This is a genomic window from Pseudonocardia benzenivorans CB1190, from assembly GCF_000196675.2.
GTDB classification, from domain to species: Bacteria; Actinomycetota; Actinomycetes; order Mycobacteriales; family Pseudonocardiaceae; genus Pseudonocardia; species Pseudonocardia benzenivorans.
Genome location: NC_015312.1, coordinates 81,464 through 101,354, shown reverse-complemented (window position 1 = coordinate 101,354; position 19,891 = coordinate 81,464). Strand labels below are relative to the sequence as shown.

21 protein-coding genes are annotated in these 19,891 nt (G+C 73.2%); 10 read left to right on the top strand and 11 right to left on the bottom strand.

Annotated elements, in window-relative coordinates:
• Positions 1-118 precede the first annotated feature (118 nt).
• A complete protein-coding gene (locus PSED_RS00455; RefSeq protein ID WP_013672304.1) occupies positions 119-874 on the bottom strand; it encodes a GAF and ANTAR domain-containing protein in 756 nt (251 codons plus the stop codon).
• A 493-nt stretch (positions 875-1,367) separates the two neighbouring features.
• On the opposite strand from PSED_RS00455, the gene PSED_RS00450 reads away from it, so the two are divergent.
• Positions 1,368-2,375 carry a chemotaxis protein CheB gene (locus PSED_RS00450; protein ID WP_013672303.1) on the top strand — a complete coding sequence of 336 codons (1,008 nt, stop codon included), beginning with the start codon at positions 1,368-1,370 and terminating at the stop codon, positions 2,373-2,375.
• 49 nt (positions 2,376-2,424) lie between these two features.
• Here the strand turns inward: PSED_RS00450 and PSED_RS00445 are convergent, their stop codons facing one another.
• Positions 2,425-2,877, bottom strand: coding sequence for an Lrp/AsnC family transcriptional regulator (locus PSED_RS00445; RefSeq protein WP_013672302.1), 453 nt, complete (start codon positions 2,875-2,877; stop codon positions 2,425-2,427).
• A 107-nt stretch (positions 2,878-2,984) separates the two neighbouring features.
• Between PSED_RS00445 and PSED_RS00440 the strand changes: the two genes are divergently transcribed.
• Positions 2,985-3,617: a LysE family translocator gene (locus PSED_RS00440; protein WP_013672301.1), complete on the top strand. Its 633-nt coding sequence runs from the start codon at positions 2,985-2,987 to the stop codon at positions 3,615-3,617.
• Positions 3,618-3,664: 47 nt separating this feature from the next.
• Here PSED_RS00440 and PSED_RS00435 read toward each other — a convergent pair whose 3' ends face one another.
• The 4 genes from PSED_RS00435 to PSED_RS00420 are packed head-to-tail and all read right to left on the bottom strand — an operon-like array spanning position 3,665 to position 8,416.
• Positions 3,665-5,101 carry an ABC transporter ATP-binding protein gene (locus PSED_RS00435; protein ID WP_013672300.1) on the bottom strand — a complete coding sequence of 479 codons (1,437 nt, stop codon included), beginning with the start codon at positions 5,099-5,101 and terminating at the stop codon, positions 3,665-3,667.
• Entirely contained in the window at positions 5,098-5,940 is an 843-nt protein-coding gene (locus PSED_RS00430; RefSeq protein WP_233899252.1) for an ABC transporter permease, read from the bottom strand. The genes PSED_RS00435 and PSED_RS00430 overlap by 4 nt, the downstream gene beginning before the upstream one ends.
• Positions 5,941-5,954: 14 nt before the next feature.
• Positions 5,955-6,896, bottom strand: coding sequence for an ABC transporter permease (locus PSED_RS00425; RefSeq protein ID WP_013672298.1), 942 nt, complete (start codon positions 6,894-6,896; stop codon positions 5,955-5,957).
• Positions 6,893-8,416 (bottom strand): ABC transporter substrate-binding protein, encoded by a 1,524-nt coding sequence (locus tag PSED_RS00420; protein WP_013672297.1) that lies wholly within the window; start codon positions 8,414-8,416, stop codon positions 6,893-6,895. Before PSED_RS00420 ends, PSED_RS00425 begins: the two co-directional genes overlap by 4 nt.
• 104 nt (positions 8,417-8,520) lie before the next feature.
• On the opposite strand from PSED_RS00420, the gene PSED_RS00415 reads away from it, so the two are divergent.
• The gene (locus tag PSED_RS00415; protein ID WP_013672296.1) at positions 8,521-9,276 is read left to right on the top strand and encodes a class I SAM-dependent methyltransferase; all 756 of its coding nucleotides are present in this window, start codon (positions 8,521-8,523) and stop codon (positions 9,274-9,276) included.
• 85 nt (positions 9,277-9,361) lie between these two features.
• Here the strand turns inward: PSED_RS00415 and PSED_RS00410 are convergent, their stop codons facing one another.
• Positions 9,362-10,114: an IclR family transcriptional regulator domain-containing protein gene (locus PSED_RS00410; protein ID WP_013672295.1), complete on the bottom strand. Its 753-nt coding sequence runs from the start codon at positions 10,112-10,114 to the stop codon at positions 9,362-9,364.
• A 142-nt stretch (positions 10,115-10,256) separates the two neighbouring features.
• Here PSED_RS00410 and PSED_RS00405 point away from each other — a divergent pair, with 142 nt between their 5' ends.
• The 7 genes from PSED_RS00405 to PSED_RS00380 all read left to right on the top strand — a co-directional run bounded on the left by PSED_RS00405 (position 10,257) and on the right by PSED_RS00380 (position 16,157).
• Positions 10,257-11,456 carry an aromatic ring-hydroxylating oxygenase subunit alpha gene (locus PSED_RS00405; protein WP_202946335.1) on the top strand — a complete coding sequence of 400 codons (1,200 nt, stop codon included), beginning with the start codon at positions 10,257-10,259 and terminating at the stop codon, positions 11,454-11,456.
• Positions 11,453-11,587, top strand: a complete 135-nt coding sequence (locus tag PSED_RS35235) for a hypothetical protein (protein WP_267939112.1) — start codon at positions 11,453-11,455, stop codon at positions 11,585-11,587. Before PSED_RS00405 ends, PSED_RS35235 begins: the two co-directional genes overlap by 4 nt.
• The gene (locus PSED_RS00400; RefSeq protein ID WP_013672294.1) at positions 11,587-12,051 is read left to right on the top strand and encodes an aromatic-ring-hydroxylating dioxygenase subunit beta; all 465 of its coding nucleotides are present in this window, start codon (positions 11,587-11,589) and stop codon (positions 12,049-12,051) included. Before PSED_RS35235 ends, PSED_RS00400 begins: the two co-directional genes overlap by 1 nt.
• On the top strand, positions 12,048-13,010 hold the full coding sequence (locus PSED_RS00395; RefSeq protein WP_013672293.1) for a PdxA family dehydrogenase: 963 nt from the start codon (positions 12,048-12,050) through the stop codon (positions 13,008-13,010). The genes PSED_RS00400 and PSED_RS00395 overlap by 4 nt, the downstream gene beginning before the upstream one ends.
• On the top strand, positions 13,007-14,014 hold the full coding sequence (locus PSED_RS00390; RefSeq protein WP_013672292.1) for a 2Fe-2S iron-sulfur cluster-binding protein: 1,008 nt from the start codon (positions 13,007-13,009) through the stop codon (positions 14,012-14,014). Before PSED_RS00395 ends, PSED_RS00390 begins: the two co-directional genes overlap by 4 nt.
• 86 nt (positions 14,015-14,100) lie before the next feature.
• Positions 14,101-14,805, top strand: a complete 705-nt coding sequence (locus PSED_RS00385; RefSeq protein ID WP_013672291.1) for an alpha/beta hydrolase — start codon at positions 14,101-14,103, stop codon at positions 14,803-14,805.
• Positions 14,802-16,157 carry an MFS transporter gene (locus PSED_RS00380; RefSeq protein WP_013672290.1) on the top strand — a complete coding sequence of 452 codons (1,356 nt, stop codon included), beginning with the start codon at positions 14,802-14,804 and terminating at the stop codon, positions 16,155-16,157. The genes PSED_RS00385 and PSED_RS00380 overlap by 4 nt, the downstream gene beginning before the upstream one ends.
• Before the next feature lie 353 nt (positions 16,158-16,510).
• Here the strand turns inward: PSED_RS00380 and PSED_RS00375 are convergent, their stop codons facing one another.
• From PSED_RS00375 to PSED_RS00360, 4 genes are all read right to left on the bottom strand, one after another.
• The gene (locus tag PSED_RS00375) at positions 16,511-16,885 is read right to left on the bottom strand and encodes a VOC family protein (protein ID WP_013672289.1); all 375 of its coding nucleotides are present in this window, start codon (positions 16,883-16,885) and stop codon (positions 16,511-16,513) included.
• Positions 16,882-17,616 (bottom strand): arsenate reductase/protein-tyrosine-phosphatase family protein, encoded by a 735-nt coding sequence (locus PSED_RS00370; RefSeq protein WP_013672288.1) that lies wholly within the window; start codon positions 17,614-17,616, stop codon positions 16,882-16,884. The genes PSED_RS00375 and PSED_RS00370 overlap by 4 nt, the downstream gene beginning before the upstream one ends.
• Before the next feature lie 160 nt (positions 17,617-17,776).
• The gene (locus PSED_RS00365) at positions 17,777-19,297 is read right to left on the bottom strand and encodes an FAD-dependent monooxygenase (protein ID WP_013672287.1); all 1,521 of its coding nucleotides are present in this window, start codon (positions 19,295-19,297) and stop codon (positions 17,777-17,779) included.
• On the bottom strand, positions 19,294-19,800 hold the full coding sequence (locus PSED_RS00360; protein WP_013672286.1) for a DUF1269 domain-containing protein: 507 nt from the start codon (positions 19,798-19,800) through the stop codon (positions 19,294-19,296). The genes PSED_RS00365 and PSED_RS00360 overlap by 4 nt, the downstream gene beginning before the upstream one ends.
• Positions 19,801-19,891: the final 91 nt, after the last annotated feature.

The window sequence follows — 19,891 nt, the reverse complement described above, 5'->3', positions numbered from 1 at the left end:
GTGCGAGAGCCTCACTCACGGTACCCCGCCCGGCCGCCGGCCGGATTCGAACAGGTCCGCCTTCGCGCGCCGAAGCGGGCGCGTTGCAGGCCCGGCGATCAGGCCCGCCCTGACAGGTTCATGCCGGCCGACGGCCGAACTCCCGCGCCAGGTGCGCGCGCACCACCTCGTCCGCGACGGCGACGAGCTTGACGTTGCGTTCCTGAGAGGCCCGGATGAGCCGGTCGAACGCCTCGTCGGCGTCGATACCGTGTTGCTGCATCAGCAGACCCTTCGCCTGTCCGATCATGTCGCGGGTGGCGATCGCGCGGGTCGCCGAGGCCGCACCCTGCACCTTCAGCAGCGCGAGGGCCGCCAGCGCCGCACAGGATCGTCCCGCCTCCACCACATCCGGACCGAACGCGCCGGGGGTGCCCGACACAAGCACCAGGGCGCCGGCCGGGCGTTGCTGGTTCCCACGCAGCGGCAGCGCGAGCACCGCCCGGACACCTGCGCCGACGACCTGGTCGCGGTAGTAGGGCCACCGCACGCCCGCTCGTCCGTCGAGCAGGTCCGGCAGGGCGACGACCGTCCCGGACCGCATCGCCTCGGTTCCCGGTCCCCGTCCGGTGTCCACCTCGGTGCGCAGGCTCGCCTCCGCTCGTGGGCCGAGGGTCGCCCCCACGTCGATCACCTTGCCGGTCCGCACCAGGGCGCCGGCCGCGCCGCCGTCGGGGACCAGGGATCGGAGGACGCGCAGGGTGGGCTCGAGCACCTCCGCGATGTCGGTCGCACCGACCAGCCTGCCGGCCAGCCGGTCGAGATCGAGCGGCCGGGCACCGCCCGCGCGGCCGTCGGTCTTGCCGCGGCTCGCCGCGATGAGCCGCGCCGCCACCCCCGGCTCGAGGAGTTCCGCTCACGGAGCACGGCGGTCGCCTCGGCGAGACTCGACGCTCGCCTCCGCAGCTCGGCGGCGTTCGCGCGGGCGATGCGGGCGGCGGCGAGGCGGACGTTCCGGTTCTCGGTCGCCGCCGGCGTGGGCCCGACGACCGAACCATCACCCGTCCGCCGGTCGATCTGCTCGTCCAGCAGCGCCAGGGTGTTCTCCACCAGCGCCAGGGTCTCCGCCAGGGCATGCACGTCGTACGGGTCGCCCGTCGTCATGTCGCTCTGCCCTCCGTGTCGTCCGTCGGCGTTCGTGTGCCGGCGTCGTCCGTCAGCGTCGTCCGTCGGGGCGGTGACCGCCGAACCATCCGTCAGAGGCCCGGTCGCGGACCTCGGGCTCCGATCGAACAAGACAGAGGGCTCCCGGACAAGCGACAGCGCGCACTCGGCGCCCGTTGCACGTCGTGAGGGTTGGATCGTCGTCCCGTGGGAAGGAGGTCGCCGTGCGGACACTGCCACTGGTCGTCGTCGGAGGTTCTGCCGGTGGGATCGAGGCCCTGCTCGAACTCGCGGCGGGGCTCCCGGCAGACCTCCCCGCGGCCGTGCTCGTGATCGTGCACACCTCGCAACGGCCCGACACCGCGCTGGCGCGCATCCTCGCGCGCGCCGGACCACTGCCGGCGACCCTGGCCGACGACGGGGCCCCGCTGCGCCCCGGACACATCCTGGTCGCCGGACCCGGACGACACCTGATGACCAGCCGGACCGGCACGGTGAACCTCAGCGCGGCACCGCGGGTCAACCAGCACCGCCCCGCGATCGACGTCCTGTTCGCGTCCGCGGCCAGGACGCACGGTCCCCACGTCACCGCGGCCGTGCTGTCCGGCGTCCTGGACGACGGGGCGGTGGGCGCCGCCCTGATCGCCCGGGCCGGCGGACGTGTCACGGTCCAGGACCCCGCCGACGCGCGGTTCTCGTCGATGCCCCGCGCGGCGCAGCGGGCCGTGCCCGACGCCGTCGCAGCCCGGGCCTCGACGCTCGGACCCGTTCTCGCCGATCTCGCCACCTGCATGGCGCACACGGAAGACGTACCGATGAGCGAACCTCGCGACATCGCCCCGGCGACCGGGGCCACCGCGCCGGCTGCCGGCGACCTCGACCTCGTACGCGACGACGGAACCGTCCCGTCACGCATCGTCTGCCCCGAGTGCAGCGGGGCGCTGGCCCGTATCGACCTGCCGCACATCAGCTACTACCGCTGCCACGTCGGCCACCAGTACGGCCCCCAGAGCCTGGAGGCGGCACAGCGCGAAGCGGCCGAGGCGAAGCTGTGGAGCGCGGTCGCTGCGCTGGAGGAACACGCGGCGCTGGCCCGGCACCTCGCCGAGAACATGCTGGACACCGTCCCCCCGGACTACGTCACCGCGGCCCAGCACTCCGCCGACCTCGCCGCGTCGCTCCGGGAGCGCATCGTGATCGCGACGCCGACGGCTCCACCGGACCCCGAGTAGCCGCCCGGGTTCGTCTCGCGGGTGCGTCGTCGTCCCGGGGCCTCGGGAGTCAGATGGGCAGTGGCCGGTTCTCCGCGACGGTCTTCATGACGAGCGTCGAGCTCACCCGCTGCACGCCCGGCAGGGCCGCCAGCCGGTCGTCGTAGAGCTCCTGGAACGCGGCGAGGTCGCGCGTCAGGACGCGGAGCATGTAGTCGGGGTCGCCGAAGAGCCGCTGGGCCTCGACCACGTTGGGGATCTCAACGACGGCGGCCTCGAAGGCGTGCACCGTGTCGCGGTCGGAGCCCCGCATCGTCACGAACAGCAGCGCGTCGAAGCCGAGGCCGAGTGTCGGCGCGTGGAGCTGCGCCCGGTAGCCGCTGATCGCTCCCGACGCCTCCAGCGCGCGCAGCCGGCGATGACACGGCGACACGCTCAGCCGGACCCGCTCGGCGAGCTCGGTGACGGACAACCGGCCGTCGTGCTGTAGCTCGGCAAGAATTTGTCGGTCGACGGCGTCCACGCGCCAGATTCTTCCCCATCAACGCCGTGTCCAGGGAAAACTTGGGAACATCTTCGGCCGCACGGTTCCTACCTTGTCCGTAGGAGTCGATGTGGCAGGAGGAGAGAATGGCGGCCGGCACCGTTGTCGCGTTCTGGGTGGTCTCGTTGGTGTTCGTCCTGACGCCCGGCGCCGACTGGGCCTACCTGCTCGCCGCGGGCGTGCGCCACCGCAGCGTCGTTCCGGCGGTCGGCGGCCTGGTCGCCGGACACCTGCTCGCGACCGTCGCGGTGGCCGCAGGGACTGCGGCGCTCCTTGCCCGGATCCCGGCGGTCATGGTGGGTCTCACCGTCGCGGGGGCCGCGTATCTCGTCTGGCTCGGTGGGACGGCGCTGCTCCGGCCCGCCGCCCCGCAGCTCGCGACGCCGGACGGCGGTCCGGTGCCGGGTTCGTGGTTGCGGCAGGCCGGGACCGGGCTGGGCACCTCCGGGCTGAACCCGAAGGTGTTCCTGCTGATCCTGGCGCTGCTGCCGCAGTTCACCGACCCCGGCGGGCCCTGGCCGGTGACCGCCCAGATCCTGTTCCTCGGTCTCGTGCACGTCGCCAACTGCGCACTGGTCTACCTCGGCGTCGCGACCGGTGCCCGCGTGGTGCTGCGGGCCCGACCGGCTGCCGCGACGGTCGTCGGCCGGATCTCGGGGGTCGTGATGGTCGGGCTCGGTGTGGCGATGGTCGTCGGGCAGCTCGTCCACCGGGTCTGACCGCGGCCCACCGGACGTCCGGCCCGGTCGCCGCGGCGGGGACGCGATCAGCTCGACGCCCGCCGCACCGGGTCCTCGGCGCGGAGGCACCCGTCGGCGACGAGGACGGTCCGGTCGGCGACGCGCTCGATCAACGGCAGGTCGTGGCTGATCAGCAGCACCGTCGTGCCGTGATCGTGGCGCAGCGCGGCGATCGCGGCGAGCAGGTGGTCACGATGTGCGGCGTCGAGAGCGGCGGTGACCTCGTCGCACACCAGGACGGCCGGACGCGCGACGAGCGCGCGAGCGACGGCGGCCCGCTGGAGCTGGCCGCCGGACAGCGTCGCCGGACGGCGGGCCGCCACGTCGGGCGCGACACCGAGTCGGGCCAACAGCTTCCCCGCCTCCTCCCGGGCCGCGGCGGCCGGGAGGTCGCGCAGCAGCGTCGCCGGGCGGGCGACCTGGTCGAGCACCGGGCTGCGGGCGAGGAACGTCGCGCGCGGGTCCTGGTGGACGTACTGCACCGCGCGACGCTGGGGCCGGCTGCGGCGGCCGATCCGGGCGGGCAGCGTGGCGCCGTCGACCCGGACCGTGCCGCGGACGTCGACGAGGCCGGCGATCCCGCGGCCCAGCGTCGTCTTGCCCGCCCCCGACGGCCCGACGACGGCGACCATCTCGCCGGCCGTCGCGTCGAGGTCGATGCCGCGCAGGATCAGCCGACCGGCCCGATCGGCCACGGTGAGCCCGCGGACCTCGAGCCGGGCCCGTCCGGGTACCGGGCTCGCCGGGACGTGCCGCGGTGCCGCGCATCCGAGCAGCTCCGCCACCGTCCCGCGGGCGACGACCCGGCCGCGGTCGAGCCGCAGCGCCCGGCCGCCGAGCGCGCGGGCGACCTCCTCGTCGTGGGTGAGCAGGACCAGCGCCGTCCCGGCGTCGCGCAGCGCGGCGAGCCGGTCGACGAGCTCGGCGGACGTCGCGGGGTCCAGGCTCGTCGTCGGCTCGTCGAGGACGAGCACCGCGGGTCCGGTGACCAGCGTCTGCGCCAGCGCCGCACGCTGCTGCTGTCCCCCGGAGAGCTGGTGCGGGAAGCGACGCAGCAGGGCCGGGTCGAAACGGGCTGCCTCGCAGGCGGCGCCGACCGCCTCGGCACGGGCGGCCCGGTCGTCGTGCCCGAGCGCCGCCAGCTCGCGCAGCACCCCACCGACGCGCCGTACCGGGTCGAGCACGGCACCGGGGTGCTGTGGCAGCAGCGCGACGCGCCCGGTCGGTCGTGAGCGGCGATCGTCGCCATGGCGGCCATCGCCGCTCACAGGACGGACGGTGCCGGAGAGTGCCACGCCGGGTGCCGACTCCCCGAGCAGGGCCAGGCCGAGCGTGCTCTTGCCCGCCCCCGAGTCGCCCAGCACAGCGAGCACCTCGCCGCGGTCCAGCACCAGGTCGACGTCGTGGAGCAGCCGGTGCTCCCCCGCGTCGGCGCACAGCCCGTCGACCTCCAGCACCGTCACGCTCGACGCTCCAGCAGGTCGTCGACCAGCAGGTTCGTCCCCGCGCACAGTGCGACGAGCAACCCCGCGGGCAGCAGCACGGCCGACGGCCGCAGGAACAACGCCGTCATGTTCTGGTCGACGACCACCGCCCAGTCGACCACCGCCGGATCGAGCCCGACGCCCAGGAAGTTCGCAGCCGACAGCAGCCCGACCACACCGGACACCCGCGTCGTCGCGTCGACGAGCACGGGCGGCAGCACCCGGCGCCCCGTCTCGACGATCCGCACACGCCACCAGGGCTCGCCGCCCATCGTCATCGCCTCGAGCGTCGCGAGGCACGACGGTGCCGCCGCCGCACCGCGCACCAGCCGCACGACGTAGGGCACCTGTACCAGCGCCACCGCGAGGACGAGCCAGCCGATCCCGTTCCGCCCGGTCGCGGCGAGCACCATCAGCACCAGCAACGACGGCAGCGCCAGCAGGACGTCGAGCAGCCCGATCGTCAGCCCCTCCAGGATCCGCCCGCGCGCGGCGACGAGCAGCCCGATCGGCACCGCGACGGCATAGGCGAGCACCAGCGACGCCAACGTCAGCGACACCACCGTCGTCCCACCGACGAGGACGAGGCCGAGCAGGTCCCGGCCGAGGACGTCGGTCCCGAGCAGATGCCCGGGCCCGGGCTGCTGCAGCGGGACGCCGCCCGGTGCCGTCGACGGCGCGAGTACCGGGCCGACGACCGCGACCAGCAGCGGCACCGCGAGCAGCACCCAGCCGAGCACCCGGAGTACCCGCCGGGTCGTCCGGCCGCGGAGCCGGGCGCGCCGCGGCATCGCCGGCGCGACGGCGAGCTCGGTCAACGGGCCGAGTGTCGTCACAGCCGTACCGCCTGCGGCACGAGCCGGGCCGACGCCAGGTCCGCGACCAGGTTGACCACGACCGTCGTCGCCGCGAAGAGCAGCGCGTACGCCTGGACGACCGGCAGGTCGCGGGTCTGTACGGCCGCCACGAAGCCGGACCCGAGACCGGGCAGCGCGAACAACGCCTCGACGACGAGCACCCCGCCGAGCAGCCCGTCGACGGTGCGGGCGAACTGCTGCAGCGACGGCACCACCCCGGCGGGCAGCACGTGGCGCAGCAGGACCGTGCGCTCGGCCAGCCCGAGCCGGCGCAGGTGCGCGACGTGCTCGGCCGCGTCCGCCTCCACGACGCCGATGCGGACCTGCCGGGCGAGCCGGCCCAGCTGGTTGGACACCAGGATCGCGACGGGCAGCACCAGCATCGGCGCCGTCAGCCCGGAGAGCCCGACGCTGCCCGCGGCCGTCGCCGGCAGCCAGCCGAGCTGGAGCGCGAACAGCGCGACGAGCAGCAGCCCCAACGCGAAGTCGGGAACGGCGTGCGCGACGGTCGTCGCCGCGGTGATCAGCCGGTCCGCCGGCGACCCGGGATGCCGGCCACCGTAGAGGCCGAGCACCACGACGAGCGGGACCAGGACCACCACGGCGAGCAGCGCCAGCACGACGGTGAGGCCCAGCCGCGACCCGATGTCGTCGACCACCGGGCGCCCCGTGGCGATCGACCTGCCGAGGTCGCCGTGCACGAGACCGCCCACCCAGTCGGCGAACTGCGCCCACACCGGCCGGTCGAGGCCCAGCTGACCGCGCAGCATCTCGATCTGCTCGGGCGTCGCGAGCGGGCCCAGTACCACCTCGGCCGTGTCGCCGGGCAGGAACGTCGTCAGCACGAAGACACCGACCGACACCGCGACGAGCTGCAGCAGCGCCAGGCCGACCCGCATCCCGGCCCGCGCGGTCACCCCAGCGACGCCTTGGCGAAGTTCGCCCAGTCGAACGTGTTGGGGCGAAAGCCCTGCAGACCCTTGACGTCTCCGTGCACGCCGACGATCCAGTCACTGATGCCCCAGATCGGCGAGGCGATGTTGTCGTGGATGCGGGTGAGCGCGCTGCCGATCGCGGCCGCGCGGGCACCCTCGTCCGGGTCGGCGAGGGCCTGCGCGTGCAGCCTGTCGATCTCGGGGTCGACGTACTTGCTGAAGCTGTTCGTGAGCGCCGACGACAGCTGCGTCGTCGCGATCCAGTTCTGGACGGGCAGCGTCCCGGTGCGACTGAAGTGCATGGTCGCGTTCTTGCGCACGTCGGCGAAGTAGGTCTCCGGCGGGACGTTCCTGACCTGGGCGGTCAGCCCGATCTCGGCGAGCTGGGCGACGATCAGCTGGGTCGCGGCCGGCCAGGACGGGTCGGTGACGCCGGTGGAGAGCTCGACCGTCGTCACGCCGGACTCGGCGACGAGTGCCTTCGCTCGGTCGACGTCTCGGGTTCGCTGTGGGACCGCGTCCGGGTAGTACTGCAGGCCCTTCCCGAACATGTCGTTGCCCGGCTGACCGCGGCCGAGGAGGGCGACGCGGGCGAGCGCCTCGCGGTCGAGGCCGAGCACGAGCGCCTGGCGCAGCCGGGGGTCGTCGAACGGTGGGCGGTCGTGCTTGACGTAGAGGAACTGGAACGCCGCGCCCGGGGCGGTGAGGACCTGCGTCCGCGAGTCCGACGCGAGCTGTTGCGCGCTGGTCGCGCGGATGTCGTGGGCGTACTCGATCTGACCGGAGAGCAGGGCACCGACGCGGGCGCTCTCGTCGGCGACGGGGAGGAACTCGAGCTCGTCGAGCGCGGGGGCGCCGTCCCAGTAGGCGTCGTTGCGTCGGTAGAGCGCCGGTCCGCCGGGGGTGAACGACACGAACCGGAACGGCCCGGAGCCGACGGGTGCGGCGAAGCTCGTCGTGCCCTCCGGGATGATCTCGCTGCCGTAGGAGCCGAGCGCGACGGGGAACAGGTGGTTGGGCGCGCCGAGCACGATCTCCAGCTCGCGGTCGTTCACCGCGCGGCTCGCGGCGAAGTCGATGCCCGTGAACAGTGCCGCGGCACTCGCCGTCGTGGCCGGGTCGGCGATCCGCCGGTAGGTGTAGAGGACGTCCGTGGCCCGGACGGGACGGCCGTCGTGGAACGACGCCTGCCGCAACCGGATCCGCCAACGGGTACCGGTGGCGTCGGGCTCCCAGGACTCGGCGAGCCGCGGCGTGCAGGACATGTCCTGTTCCCAGCGGCCGAGGGTGTCGAAGCAGGCCTTGGCGCGGGCCTGGTCCATGAACTGGGGCAACCTGTGCGGATCGAGCGTCTCCTGCGCCCCGCCGGCGACGAACGCCGCGCGCAGCCGTCCACCCGTCTGCGGCGCACCGCCCGCGCCGCCGTTCGCACAGGCCGCGAGCGTTGCGAGAGCACCCGCGCCGGCGACCCCGGCGAGGAAGGAACGGCGGGAGACGGGCACAGGGGACCTCCGAGCGTCGCAGCAGAAGCGCAGCGGTCAGAATACTCATCTGAGCAGACAAACAGATATAGTCCGGGCGAACCGGAGACACGGAGGTGCGACGGATGCCGACCCGCGACCGGGCCCGGTACTGGCTCGACCGGTGGGACCGCCAGCAGGAGCACTACATGCCCGACCGCGAGGAGCGGTTCGCGGTGATCGCGGACGTCGTGGAGGAGGTCGTCCGGCGCCCCGACCCGCTGATCGTCGACCTCGGGACCGGACCCGGCTCGCTCGCCGTCCGGCTGCTCGAGCGGCTCCCCGGGGCCCGGGTCGTGGGTATCGACGCCGACCCGCTGCTGCGCGGCCTCGCCGATCTCGCGCACGGCTCCGACCGGCTGCGGACCGTCGCCGGCGACCTGCGCGAGGACACCTGGTTCGCGGCGCTGGGCCTCGACCGGGCGCCCGACGCGTTCGTCAGCACCACGGCGCTGCACTGGATGAACCGGGGGCCGTTACGTGCGTTGATCTCCCGCTGCGGCGCGGAGCTGGCACCCGGCGGGGTGTTCGTCGACGGCGACCACCTCTACGAGGGCCCCGTCGCCCCTCGGCTCGACGCACTCGCCCGCTCGCTCACCGCCCGACGGGCCGTCCGGACCGGCACCGACCGCCCCGAGGACTGGCAGACGTGGTGGCGCGCCGTCGACGAGGCACCCGAGCTCGCCGACCTCGTCAAGGCGCGCGCCGGCGGTTTCGCCCACGTCGTCGACGACAGACCGACGGTCCACGACTACCTCACGTTCCTGCTCGAGGCCGGGTTCGCCGAGGCCGGGACCGTGTGGCAGGTCGGTGACGACCGGGTGATCGTCGGCATCCGGTAAGCGGCTGCAACCCCAGTGCTGTGCGGACGCGCGAGCGCGACGCTCAGGTTGCGCTCGGGCCTCGACGCCGACCTGAGAAGGCTGCTCAGAGTTTGCGCCCCAGCAGGTCGGCCTGCTCGTGCAGGATCGGCAGGAAGTCCTTGCGCATCCGGCTCATCGAAATCCGCGCGGCCGTCGCGCTCACCGACATCGCGGCGACCACGTGGTTGCGGGAGTCGAGCACCGGCACCGCGAGCGAGCGCAGCCCGTACTCCAGCTCCTCGTCGGTGAACGCTGCGCGTTCCTCGCGGGCCCGGTGCACGCGGTCCCGGATCTCGGCCGCGGTCCGCGGGGTCTTCGGCGTCCGCGGCTGGGGCGTGCAGCGAGCGAGGTAGACCTCGAGGTCCGCCTCCGTCAGGCCCGCCAGCAGCACGTGCCCGGTCGCCGACGCGTAGGCGGGCACGGCCGCCCCGACCCGGACGCCGGTGTTCACGATCCGCCTCGCCTCGCTGCGGGCGATGAACAGCGCGTCGTCGTTCTGCAGGACGGCGAGCGACGCGGACTCCTGCACGTTCTCACGCACGGCCGCCAGGTGCGGCTCCGCCAGCTGGGGCAGGGCGGTCGACTCGACATAGGCGTCACCCAGCCGCAACAGCCGCGGCGTCGGCGCGAAGTACCTGCCGTCGTGGGTGAGGTACCCGACCTCGACGAGGGTGAGCAGGCAACGGCGCGCCACCGCGCGGCTCAGCCCGGTCAACTCGGCGGCCTCGCTGATCGTGAGCGACGGTCTGGCCTGGCCGAAGTGTTCGAGGATCGCCAGTCCCTTGGCCAGCCCGGCCATTCCCTCGGCTGCGGGCATGGTCCTCCTCCGAGACCCGGGTTGACGACAGGGTCCACCCACGTCTTCAATGTGTTCGATATTCGGATCGTCGTTCGATTATCGAACACATTAGCAGGGGGCGCCGCGCCCGTCGAGCGGCGCCGGACGGGAGGAACCGACGATGGATCGCCTCAGCGGCACGGTCGTGGGGCGCGCGCCCGACAGGAGTTGGCCGCAGTCGCTGAGCCGCGTCCCGTACTGGGTGTTCCAGGACGAGGAGGTCTACCGTGCCGAGCAGGACCGGATCTTCCACGGGCCGACCTGGAGCTACCTCTGCCTGGAGGCGGAGCTCGCCGAGCCCGGTGACTTCTGCGCGACCTTCATCGGCGAGCAGCCGGTCCTCGTCACCCGCGACGTCGACGGCGAGATCTACGCATTCGAGAACCGCTGTGCCCACCGCGGGGCACTGATCGCGATGGCCGACCACGGCTCGGCCCGCGAGTTCACCTGCGTCTACCACGCCTGGACCTACAACCTGCAGGGCGACCTGACCGCGGTCGCCTTCGCCGAGGGCGTCCAGGGCCGGGGCGGCATGCCGGCCGGGTTCTGCATGAACGACCACGGCCCGCGCAAGCTGCGCATCGCCGTGGTCCACGGCCTGGTGTTCGGCACCCTGTCGAACGACCTTCCCGACATCGAGGAGTACCTCGGCGAACAGATCCTCGACCGGATCGACCGGGTGCTCGGCGGCCGGACGCCGGTGGTGCTGGGCCGCTTCACGCAGCGGCTGCCCAACAACTGGAAGCTGTACGCGGAGAACGTCCGGGACAGCTACCACGCGAGCATCCTGCACCTGTTCTTCACCACCTTCGGCATCAACCGGCTCTCCCAGCGGGGCGGCATCATCGTCGACCGCTCCGGCGGGCATCACGTGAGCTACTCCGCGATCGACCGCACCGCCGTGGCCGACACCGAGTACAGCCAGCAGAACATCCGGTCCGAGTCGGAGTACCGGCTCGCCGACCCGTCGATCCTGGAGGGCTCCAGCGAGGTCGGGGACGACGTGACGCTGCAGATCCTGTCCGTCTACCCAGGGTTCGTGCTGCAGCAGATCCAGAACTCCGTCGCCGTGCGCCAGATCCTGCCCCGTGGCACCGACGACACGGTGCTGAACTGGACCTATCTCGGTTTCGAGTCCGATACCGAGGAGCAACGCCTGGTACGGATGAAGCAGTCCAACCTGGTCGGGCCCGCCGGATACGTCTCGATGGAGGACGGTGGGATCGGCGGGTTCGGCAACGCGGCATCGCCGGCGCGTCGGACGAGTACGCGACGCTCCAGATGGGCGGCGAGACAGCGGAGTCGAGCGCGAGCCGGGTGACCGAGGCCTCCGTCCGCGGGTTCTGGCAGGCGTACCGCGCGTCGATGGGCTTCGTCGCCGACGACGCCGCACCGCTGCACGAGATCGGTGAGCACGAGCTGTCCCGGATCACCCGCGAGGGGCACGCGTGATGGACAACCAGACTGCGATCGCCCGCGCCCAGGCGCACTACGCCCGCTGCATCGACGACGGGCCGCTCGACGATTGGCCGCTCTTCTTCACCGAGGACTGCCATTACCGGATCACCACCGCGGACAACTACTCCCGCGGCCTGCCCGCCGGCGTGATCTGGGCCGACACCCGCGGGATGCTCCGGGACCGGGTGTCGGCGCTGCAGGAGGCCAACATCTACGAACCGCACGTCTATCGGCACATGCTGGGCCTGCCCGCGGTCCTCTCCGAGTCGGGCGGCGACGTGCGGAGCGAGACGCCGTTCGTCGTGATGCGCGTGACCGGCGGGGGCCCGACCGACGTGTTCGCGACCGGCCGCTACGTCGACCGGTACCACCTCGCGGACGGCCGGGCACTGCTGCGCGAACGGGTCGTGGTGTGCGACAGCAAGGAGATCGACACGCTGCTGGCGCTGCCGCTGTGAGCCGCGTGCTGCTGGCCGTCGGCGACCCCAACGGCATCGGCCCGGAGATCGCCGTCGCCGCGGCGGCCGCCGCGCAGGAACCGCCGGTACTCGTCGGCGACCGCCACGTGCTCGCCGGGCACGCGGCCGCGGCCGGGGTGCGGCTGCGCGAGCACGTCCCGGACGTACCGCCCGAGGCCGGCGTGCTGGACCTCGTCGACGTCGCCGCGCTGCCGGAGGACGCCTTCCGGCCCGGCACGGTCAGCGCCGAGGCGGGCGCGGCGACGGTCCGGTACGTCAGCACCGCGGTCGCGCTCGCACTCGGCGGCGGCTACCGCGGAATCGTGGCCTGCCCCCACTCGGAGACCGCGGTGCACGCCGCGGGCATCGCGTTCCGCGGCTACCCCCCGCTCATCGCCCAGCTCACCGGGGTGCCCGAGGACCGGGTGTTCCTACTGCTCTCCGGGGGCGGACTCGACATCGTGCACGCCACGCTGCACGAACGTCTCGCCGACGGCCTCGCCAGGCTCACTCCCGAACTCGTCACAGCTGCGGGGCAGGCGCTGCACGGCGCTCTGCGGTCCTTCGGGGTCCCGCAACCGCGGATCGGGGTGATGGGCGTGAACCCGCACGCGAGCGAGGGCGGCCTGTTCGGTGACGACGACGAGCGGGTCACGGTGCCCGCTGTCGCCGCGCTGCGCGAGCTCGGCGTCGACGCGGTCGGACCCACCGGTTCCGACGTGCTGCTCACCACCCCGGGCCACGACGGATTCGTGGCGATGTACCACGACCAGGGCCACGTGCCGGTCAAGCTGCTGGCGGGCCGCACGGCGACGGCGATGACCGTCGGTGCGGGGGTGGCGTTCAGCAGCGTCGGCCACGGTACCGCCTTCGACATCGCCGGGCGTGGCGTCGCCGATCCTGCCGCCGTGGTCCGTGCGCTGGCCCGGTTCGGACGAACGAAGGAGACCACCGCGTGAGCACCTCCACGATCGCCGTGGCGGGCACGGACATCCGGATACCCTGCGCACCGGGGCAGACCGTGCTCGAGGCGGCCGAGCACGCCGGCTGGGCGATCCCCTACTCCTGCCGCAAGGGCGTGTGCACCTCGTGCACCGGATCGTTGGTGTCGGGTTCGGCCGTGGTGCGCGGTCGGGGCGAGGTCGCCGGGCCCGCCGAGTCGGTGCTGATGTGCCGGGCCGAGCCCCGGGGGCCGGTCGTGATCAGCCCGCGGCGCATCGCCCGTGGCGAGGCGCCCCGCCGCAGGACGCTGACCGCCGTGGTGCACCGAATCCGGCGGCCCGCCCCCCGGGTGGTGGTGCTCGACCTGCGGTTCCCCATCGGGCGCCGGGCGCCGTTCCGCGCGGGCCAGTTCCTCGAGGTCCGGCTGCCCGGAGCCGAACCTCGGCCCTACTCCCTCGCCAACCCCCCGCAGCACAACGACGCCGCGCAGCTGCACGTCCGCACGGAGCCCGGCGGCCTCTTCTCCGATCTGACCGTCGGCGCACTGGAGCCCGGGGACACCCTCGAGGTCGAGACCCCGTTCGGCGAGTTCGTGCTGGACGACGGGGACTCCCCCGTCCTGCTGCTGGCCACCGGAACCGGCTTCGCACCGTTCCGGTCGATCGTGCTCGACCTCATCGCCCGGCGCCGCACCCGACCGGTCCATCTGTACTGGGGCGTGCGCACCGAGGACGACCTCTACCTGGCCGAACAGCCGCGCCGGTGGGCCGAGCGGCACCCATGGTTCACCTTCACACCGGTGCTCTCCCGACCCGGCCGCGACTGGGCCGGAATGACCGGCCACGTCCAGCACGCCGCGCTCACCGCCCACCCCGACCTGACCGCCCACCACGTGTACGCCTGCGGTGGCGAGGCGATGACCGCGGGGACGCACGCCCTGCTCACCAGCCGCGCAGGGCTGGCGTCCGAGCGCTACCACGCAGACACGTTCGTACCCGCCACCACCACGATCCGGGCCTGACACGGCCGACACCGCGGCGCGCACCGCGCGTCACCTGTCCGACAGCGCCGGCCGGACCGGCCACCACGGTTCAAGGGAGAATCACGATGCAACTCGTCCTCGTCCACGGCGCCTGGTTCGCCGGCTGGACCTGGTCGCGGGTCGCCGACGACCTGCGGTCGCGCGGCCACTCGGTGCACGTCGTCGAGCAGTTGCCCAGCGGCGCGGACGACCCGGCCGCCCGCGGTGACCTCGCCGCCGACGTGGCTCACGTCCGCTCGGTGCTCGACGGCGTCGACTCCGACGACGGCGTCGACTCCGACGACGGCGTTGTCCTCGTCGGCCACTCCTACGGCGGCATCGTGACCGGGGAGCTGGCCGCCCACCCCCGGGTGCGCCACAGCGTCTTCGTGGCCGCGTTCCGGCCCTCCGCCGGCAAGAGCCTGTCGGACGTGCGATCGCCGCACCCGGTCGAGTGGATCGAGGCGCGCGAGGACGGCAGCCTGCACGTCACCGCCGACCAGGCGGTCGCCCGCGACGTGCTCGCCGCGGACCTCGACGAGGCCGCGTTCGCCGACGTCCACGCCCGGCGCAACGGCCACGCCGCGATCACCTTCGCCCAGCCCGCCACCGCTCCCGCGCCCGCCCACCCGGTCACCTACGTGCTGTGCGCGCGCGACCGCGCGATCTTCCCCGCCGACCAGGAGCGGATGGCGACGGGCGTGGACCACCTCGTCCGGCTCGACGCGACCCACATGGCCCCGCTGACGCATCCGGCCCAGCTCGCCGGACTGCTGGCGTCGGTCCGGTGAGCGAGTCGGTACGGCTGACGGGCTTCGTCGACGACCGCCGGATCAGCCGGTTCCAGTACGTCGCGGTCGCGCTGTGCGGGACGGTGATGTTCCTCGACGGCTTCGACACCCAGGTCATCAACTATCTCGCCCCGCACATCGCCCGGGACTGGGGGTTGTCCACCGCGGTCCTCGGCCCGATCTTCTCCTCGGCGCTGGTCGGATTGATGATCGGCTACCTCGTCCTCTCGCCGCTCTCGGACCGCTTCGGTCATCGCAGGCTGGTGATCGCCGGCACCGCGGTGTTCGCCCTCACGAGCCTCGTGTCGGTGTGGGTCGGCGGCGTCACCGAGCTGGTCGTGCTGCGATTGGTCACCGGGATCGGCCTCGGCGCGGCGGCTCCGAGCGCCGTCGCGCTCACCGCCGAGTACAGCCCCAAGCGGGTCCGGGCCAGCTTCGTGCTGGCGATCTACTGCGGTTTCTCGCTGGGGTTCGTCGCCGCCGGCCTCGTGACGGGCTGGCTGGAGCCGACGTTCGGCTGGCGCTCGGTGTTCCTCGTCGGAGCCCTGGCCCCGATGGTGATCATCCCGGTGATGCTTCGGTTCCTGCCGGAGTCGCTGGCCTTCCTCACCGGTCGGGGCGCGGACCCCGAACGGGCGTACCAGCTCTGCCGGCGCATCGACCGGACCCTCCCCGTGCAGGTGCAGCCCGTGCTGGTCGACCCGACCGAGGCGGGCGGCCGGGTGAAGCTGCGGGCGGTCCTGGCCAACGGCGGGGTCCTCGGGACCGTCCTGCTGTGGGTGGTGTTCGCGGTGAACCTCGGGGAGTTCTACGCGCTGCAGAGCTGGCTCCCGACGATGCTGACCGATCTCGGCTTCGCCGGCGGCACCGTCGTCAGCGCCACGAGCCTGATCACGGTGGGCGGCATCGCGGTCGCCCTGGTCGTCGGCCCGGCCATGGACCGGTTGGGCGCCTTCGGCTCACTGGCCGTGCTGTTCGTGGTCGGAGCGGTGTTCCTGGCGGTGGCCGGGCCGGCGTTCGCGGGGCCGGAGTGGGTGATGCTGCCGGCGCTGTTCCTCGTCGGCTGCGGGGTCAGCGGCGGACAGAAGGCGCTGATCGCGCTCGCCGCGGTCGTCTACCCGGCGAGCGTCCGCTCGACCGGCGTCGGCTGGGCGCTCGGGATCGGGAGGCTCGGCGGCATCCTCGGACCACTGGTCGTGGGCGCCGCCCTCAGCGCGAACTGGTCACCGACCGCGGTGTTCCTCGCACTGGCCGGGCCCATGCTGGTGTGTGCGGGGATGATCGTCCACCTCGGCCGCCGCGCCCGTCGCGCGGCGACCACGCCCGCTCCCGAGCCCGTCGGTCCTCGATGACGCAGGTGCGCGAGCGTACGGGTCGACGGGACGGCCGGGCGGCACGTCAGCCGAGGGCGGCGGAGCGGGCGTCGGTCCCTGAGCAGCGCGTAGGCCAGGCGCCGGCCCAGGAACCGGGCCACGAACGCCACCCGCGCTCCCGACCGCCGGCGGCGGCGGGCTGAGCCACTCCACCGACTCGATGTTCGCGTACCAGGACGGGGCGTTCGACGGGTCGGCCGCGAACTCCGCGACCTCCTCGACCGGCCGCGGGATCACTGCGTCGACACTCACGTCGACCACCGCCATCCGGGGATCCTCACGGCTACCCCGTGCGTTGTCCAGGCAGGGTCCGGCGAGGACGGGTCGCGGGCTCAGGCGGGCTGGAACAGTTCGACGAGGTTGCCGGAGGGATCGCCGATCAGGATCTGCCGACCGCCCGGCCCGGAGATCGGCTCGCTGCGGAAGGGCACACCGGCGGCGTGCAGGCGCGTGATCTCGGCATCGAGATCGTCCACGACCAGATGGATGCGGTTGCGCCCCGCTGCGGCGAACTGCTCCGGGGTCGCCCGGGCCCCGGAACTGGCCGGCCCCGACAACAGCAGGCGCATCGGGCCACGCACGACGTCGGCGAACGCCGGCGCGACGTTGGTGTTCACGGTGAAGCCGAGCCGAGCCGTGTAGAAGTCGACGGCAGCCTCCACGTCGTCCACCAGATAGAGAACACTGGCGCGCTCGTCGGAACTCATGACGTGACCTCCTGCGTGGTGATGTCGAGTGTCGGGACGAGATGGCGAACACGGGTGGCGATCGCGCGGGCGCTCGCCACGAACGTGGCATCGTCACCGCCGGCCGGATCGGGCAGGCTCCAGTGCACCTGGCGGGCCGCGCCGCCGAACTCCGGGCACACCTCACGAGCCCGGTCGCACAAGGTGACCACGACGTCGAACCGCTGACCGGCGAACGCCTCGAGGTGCCGCGGTCGCTGTGCCGCGACATCGAGGCCGTACTCCTCGCGCAGCACCCGGACGACCGTGGGGTGAATCCGGTCCCTGGGATGACTCCCGGCGCTCACGACCTCGACGCGCTCGCCGCAGATGCTCCGGAGCACGGCTTCAGCGACCGGGGACCGTGCACTGTTCCCCGTGCAGATGAACAGAACCCTCGGCCGGACCGTCCGCTGCGCTGGTCGGACCGGTAGCGACGGAACCGTGCGAAGCGCGGCATGCAGGGCCGAGCCCGCCTCTCCGAGCGCCGTCGCGCACCGGTCCAGATCGAGGTGGTAGTAGCTGTCCCGAGCGTCGAACGTGCTTCGCCGGGACGTCACCAGACCGCCGTCGCGGAGCAGGCGTAGGTGGTACGAGACCAGATTCTGTCGCTCCCCCACGCGGCCCACGAGCTCCCGCACCCGCAGGTCTCCGCCTGCGAGCTCGGACATCAGACGCCAGCGCACTGGATGTCCCGCCGCGCGGACGAACATCGGCCGGGAGTCGTCGCGAACTGCCACAGCAGGGACGGTACATCAATCTTGTTTGATGCACACGGGTCAACGCCCACGTCCTCGACCCAGGGCGAGCGTCGACCTCGCCCCGGCTCTCGCCGCCGAAGCCGGCCGGTTGTGGAGCCTTCGAGCGGAACGGTCAGCTCGATGACGGCATCGCGATCCGCAACGCCGTCGCGAGGTAGTCGCGCAGCACATCCGGGTGGGCGGAGTCGGCGACGAGACCGAGGTAGCCGTCGGGACGGATCAGCGCCATGCCGTCGATCGGCCAGCCGTAGGCCCGGACGAGGGCGGCGTCGGCGGTCACGACGGTGCCGAGGTCGCCGAGGACCTCACGCAGCGCGGCCTCGTGCTCGGCACCGCTGACGACCAGCAGGAAGCCAGGTGTCGTCAGCAGGTCCTCGACGGCGACGGCGGTGCCCGCGGGGTCGGGGGCGTGCTCGCCGGCCTTGACCGCGGCGCGGCCGTGGTGCACCGACAGGGCGCTGTCGCGGTAGTTGATCGTCAGCTCGGCCATGGTCGAGCCGACGGCGTTGTTGATCACATGGACGTGCCCGACCAGGTACATCGCGATGTTGCGCAGGGCGGCCTGCGGGCCCGAGGCGGTACCGACGTCGGTCAGCGTCGTCGTCGTGCGGACCACCATGGCGCCGACGGGGTGCCGCTCGTCGTTGTACGTGTCGAGCAGTGCGGCGTCGGCCCGGCCCCGAGCGACGAGCGCGAGCTTCCACGCGAGGTTCGCGGCGTCCTGGATGCCGGTGTTCATGCCCTGCGCACCCGCCGGGCTGTGGATGTGCGCGGCGTCGCCGGCCAGGAACACGCGGCCGAACCGGTACTGCGGCACCTGGGCGTGGTGGACCTCGAAGTAGGTGAGCCAGCGCGGCGTACCCATCTTGACGGCGCCGCCCATCCGGACGTCGGCCATCGCCTGCATCTCCGCGAGCGTGGGCGCCGTCCTCCCCTCGGGCGGGGCGTCGACGAGGAACATGATCCGGGCCCGCGCGCCGGCCAGCGGGAACAGCATCCCCATGCCGTCGGGATGGGTGAACATCCGGATCGCGTCGGGCGCGTAGCTCGTCTCGACGTCGGCGTCGGCCATCGCGAAGTGCTGGCCGTGGAAGCCGCCGTCGAGCTCGGTGCCGACGAGGCGACGGGTCGTGCTGTGCCCGCCGTCGGCGCCCAGCACCCAGCCGACCCGGATGGTCGACTCCCCGTCGGCGCCGCGCAGGGTGACGTCGACGCCGTCGTCGTCCTGGGACAGCGCGGTGAGCGCGACACCCCGCTCGACGACGACACCCAACTCGGCCGCCCGCTCGGCCAGCACGGCCTCGGTGTCGGGCTGCGCGACGTCGAGCACGTAGGGGTGACGGCTGGCCGTGTCCCCGAGGTCCAGCCGGTTGCGGCTCCGGCCGGTCCTGCCGTCGACGACGTCCAGCGCCGGGATGCGACGGCCGAGCGCCTTGAGCCGCTCGAGCACCCCGAGGGACGCGAGCATCTCCAGGCTCCGGGCGTGCACGCCGACGGCGCGCGACTCGGTCGTCGGCTGCTCCAGCGCCTCGATCACCCGGACGGACACGTCGAAACGGGCGAGCTGGGCGGCGGCGGTGAGGCCGACCGGGCCGGCGCCGACGACCAGGACGGTGTCGGAGGTGGCGTTCATCGGGTGGCTCCAGTCGGGTCGGTGGACCGGGTGTCGGCGGAGAAGGCGCGGGTCAGCGCGTCCTTCTGGTGGCGGGTGAGGGTGCTGACGAGCAGGTCGGTGTGCGTGTCGGCGAACAGGTCGCGGACCGGGTCGAGCGCGGCGTCGTCGGCGAGCAGGAACAGCGCCGACGTGCCTGCGACGACGCGGCCGCGGGCGTGCCCGAGAAACTCGTCGGACAGCCCGAGGTGGGCGAGCCCGGCACCGGTGGCGGCCGCGGGGCGGCTGAGCGGGAGCAGGAACACCGTCCCGAACAGCAGGCCCCAGAACGCGCCGGACAGCGCGGCCGTCCCGGCGGCGGTCCCGGCCTGGTAGGTCCTGGGCCGTACCGCGTCGGCCGCCCAGGCGACGACGGCCACGTCGTCGACGTGGAGCAGCCGCTGGTGCTGGCGCCGTTCCAGCGGGCGCAGCGCGGCCTCGGCGCCGGCCTCGGTGGCGAACGTCCAGATGCTCAACGTGGTCATGTCGGGTACTCCGGTCCCGCTGCGGGCGGTGTCTCCGCTCGTCTGCCGACAACCGTGCCCCGGGTCCTCCAACTCGGCTCCAACTCGGTCC

Excerpts from the sequence above, each read along its gene's own strand:
- PSED_RS00415 (WP_013672296.1), top strand. The coding sequence starts at position 8,521 with ATGCCGACCCGCGACCGGGCCCGGTACTGGCTCGACCGGTGGGACCGC.
- PSED_RS00400 (WP_013672294.1), top strand. The coding sequence starts at position 11,587 with ATGGACAACCAGACTGCGATCGCCCGCGCCCAGGCGCACTACGCCCGC.
- PSED_RS00375 (WP_013672289.1), bottom strand. The coding sequence starts at position 16,885 with ATGAGTTCCGACGAGCGCGCCAGTGTTCTCTATCTGGTGGACGACGTG.
- PSED_RS00405 (WP_202946335.1), top strand. The coding sequence starts at position 10,257 with ATGGATCGCCTCAGCGGCACGGTCGTGGGGCGCGCGCCCGACAGGAGT.
- PSED_RS00360 (WP_013672286.1), bottom strand. The coding sequence starts at position 19,800 with ATGACCACGTTGAGCATCTGGACGTTCGCCACCGAGGCCGGCGCCGAG.
- PSED_RS00440 (WP_013672301.1), top strand. The coding sequence starts at position 2,985 with ATGGCGGCCGGCACCGTTGTCGCGTTCTGGGTGGTCTCGTTGGTGTTC.
- PSED_RS00365 (WP_013672287.1), bottom strand. The coding sequence starts at position 19,297 with ATGAACGCCACCTCCGACACCGTCCTGGTCGTCGGCGCCGGCCCGGTC.
- PSED_RS00385 (WP_013672291.1), top strand. The coding sequence starts at position 14,101 with ATGCAACTCGTCCTCGTCCACGGCGCCTGGTTCGCCGGCTGGACCTGG.
- PSED_RS00410 (WP_013672295.1), bottom strand. The coding sequence starts at position 10,114 with ATGCCCGCAGCCGAGGGAATGGCCGGGCTGGCCAAGGGACTGGCGATC.
- PSED_RS00370 (WP_013672288.1), bottom strand. The coding sequence starts at position 17,616 with ATGTTCGTCCGCGCGGCGGGACATCCAGTGCGCTGGCGTCTGATGTCC.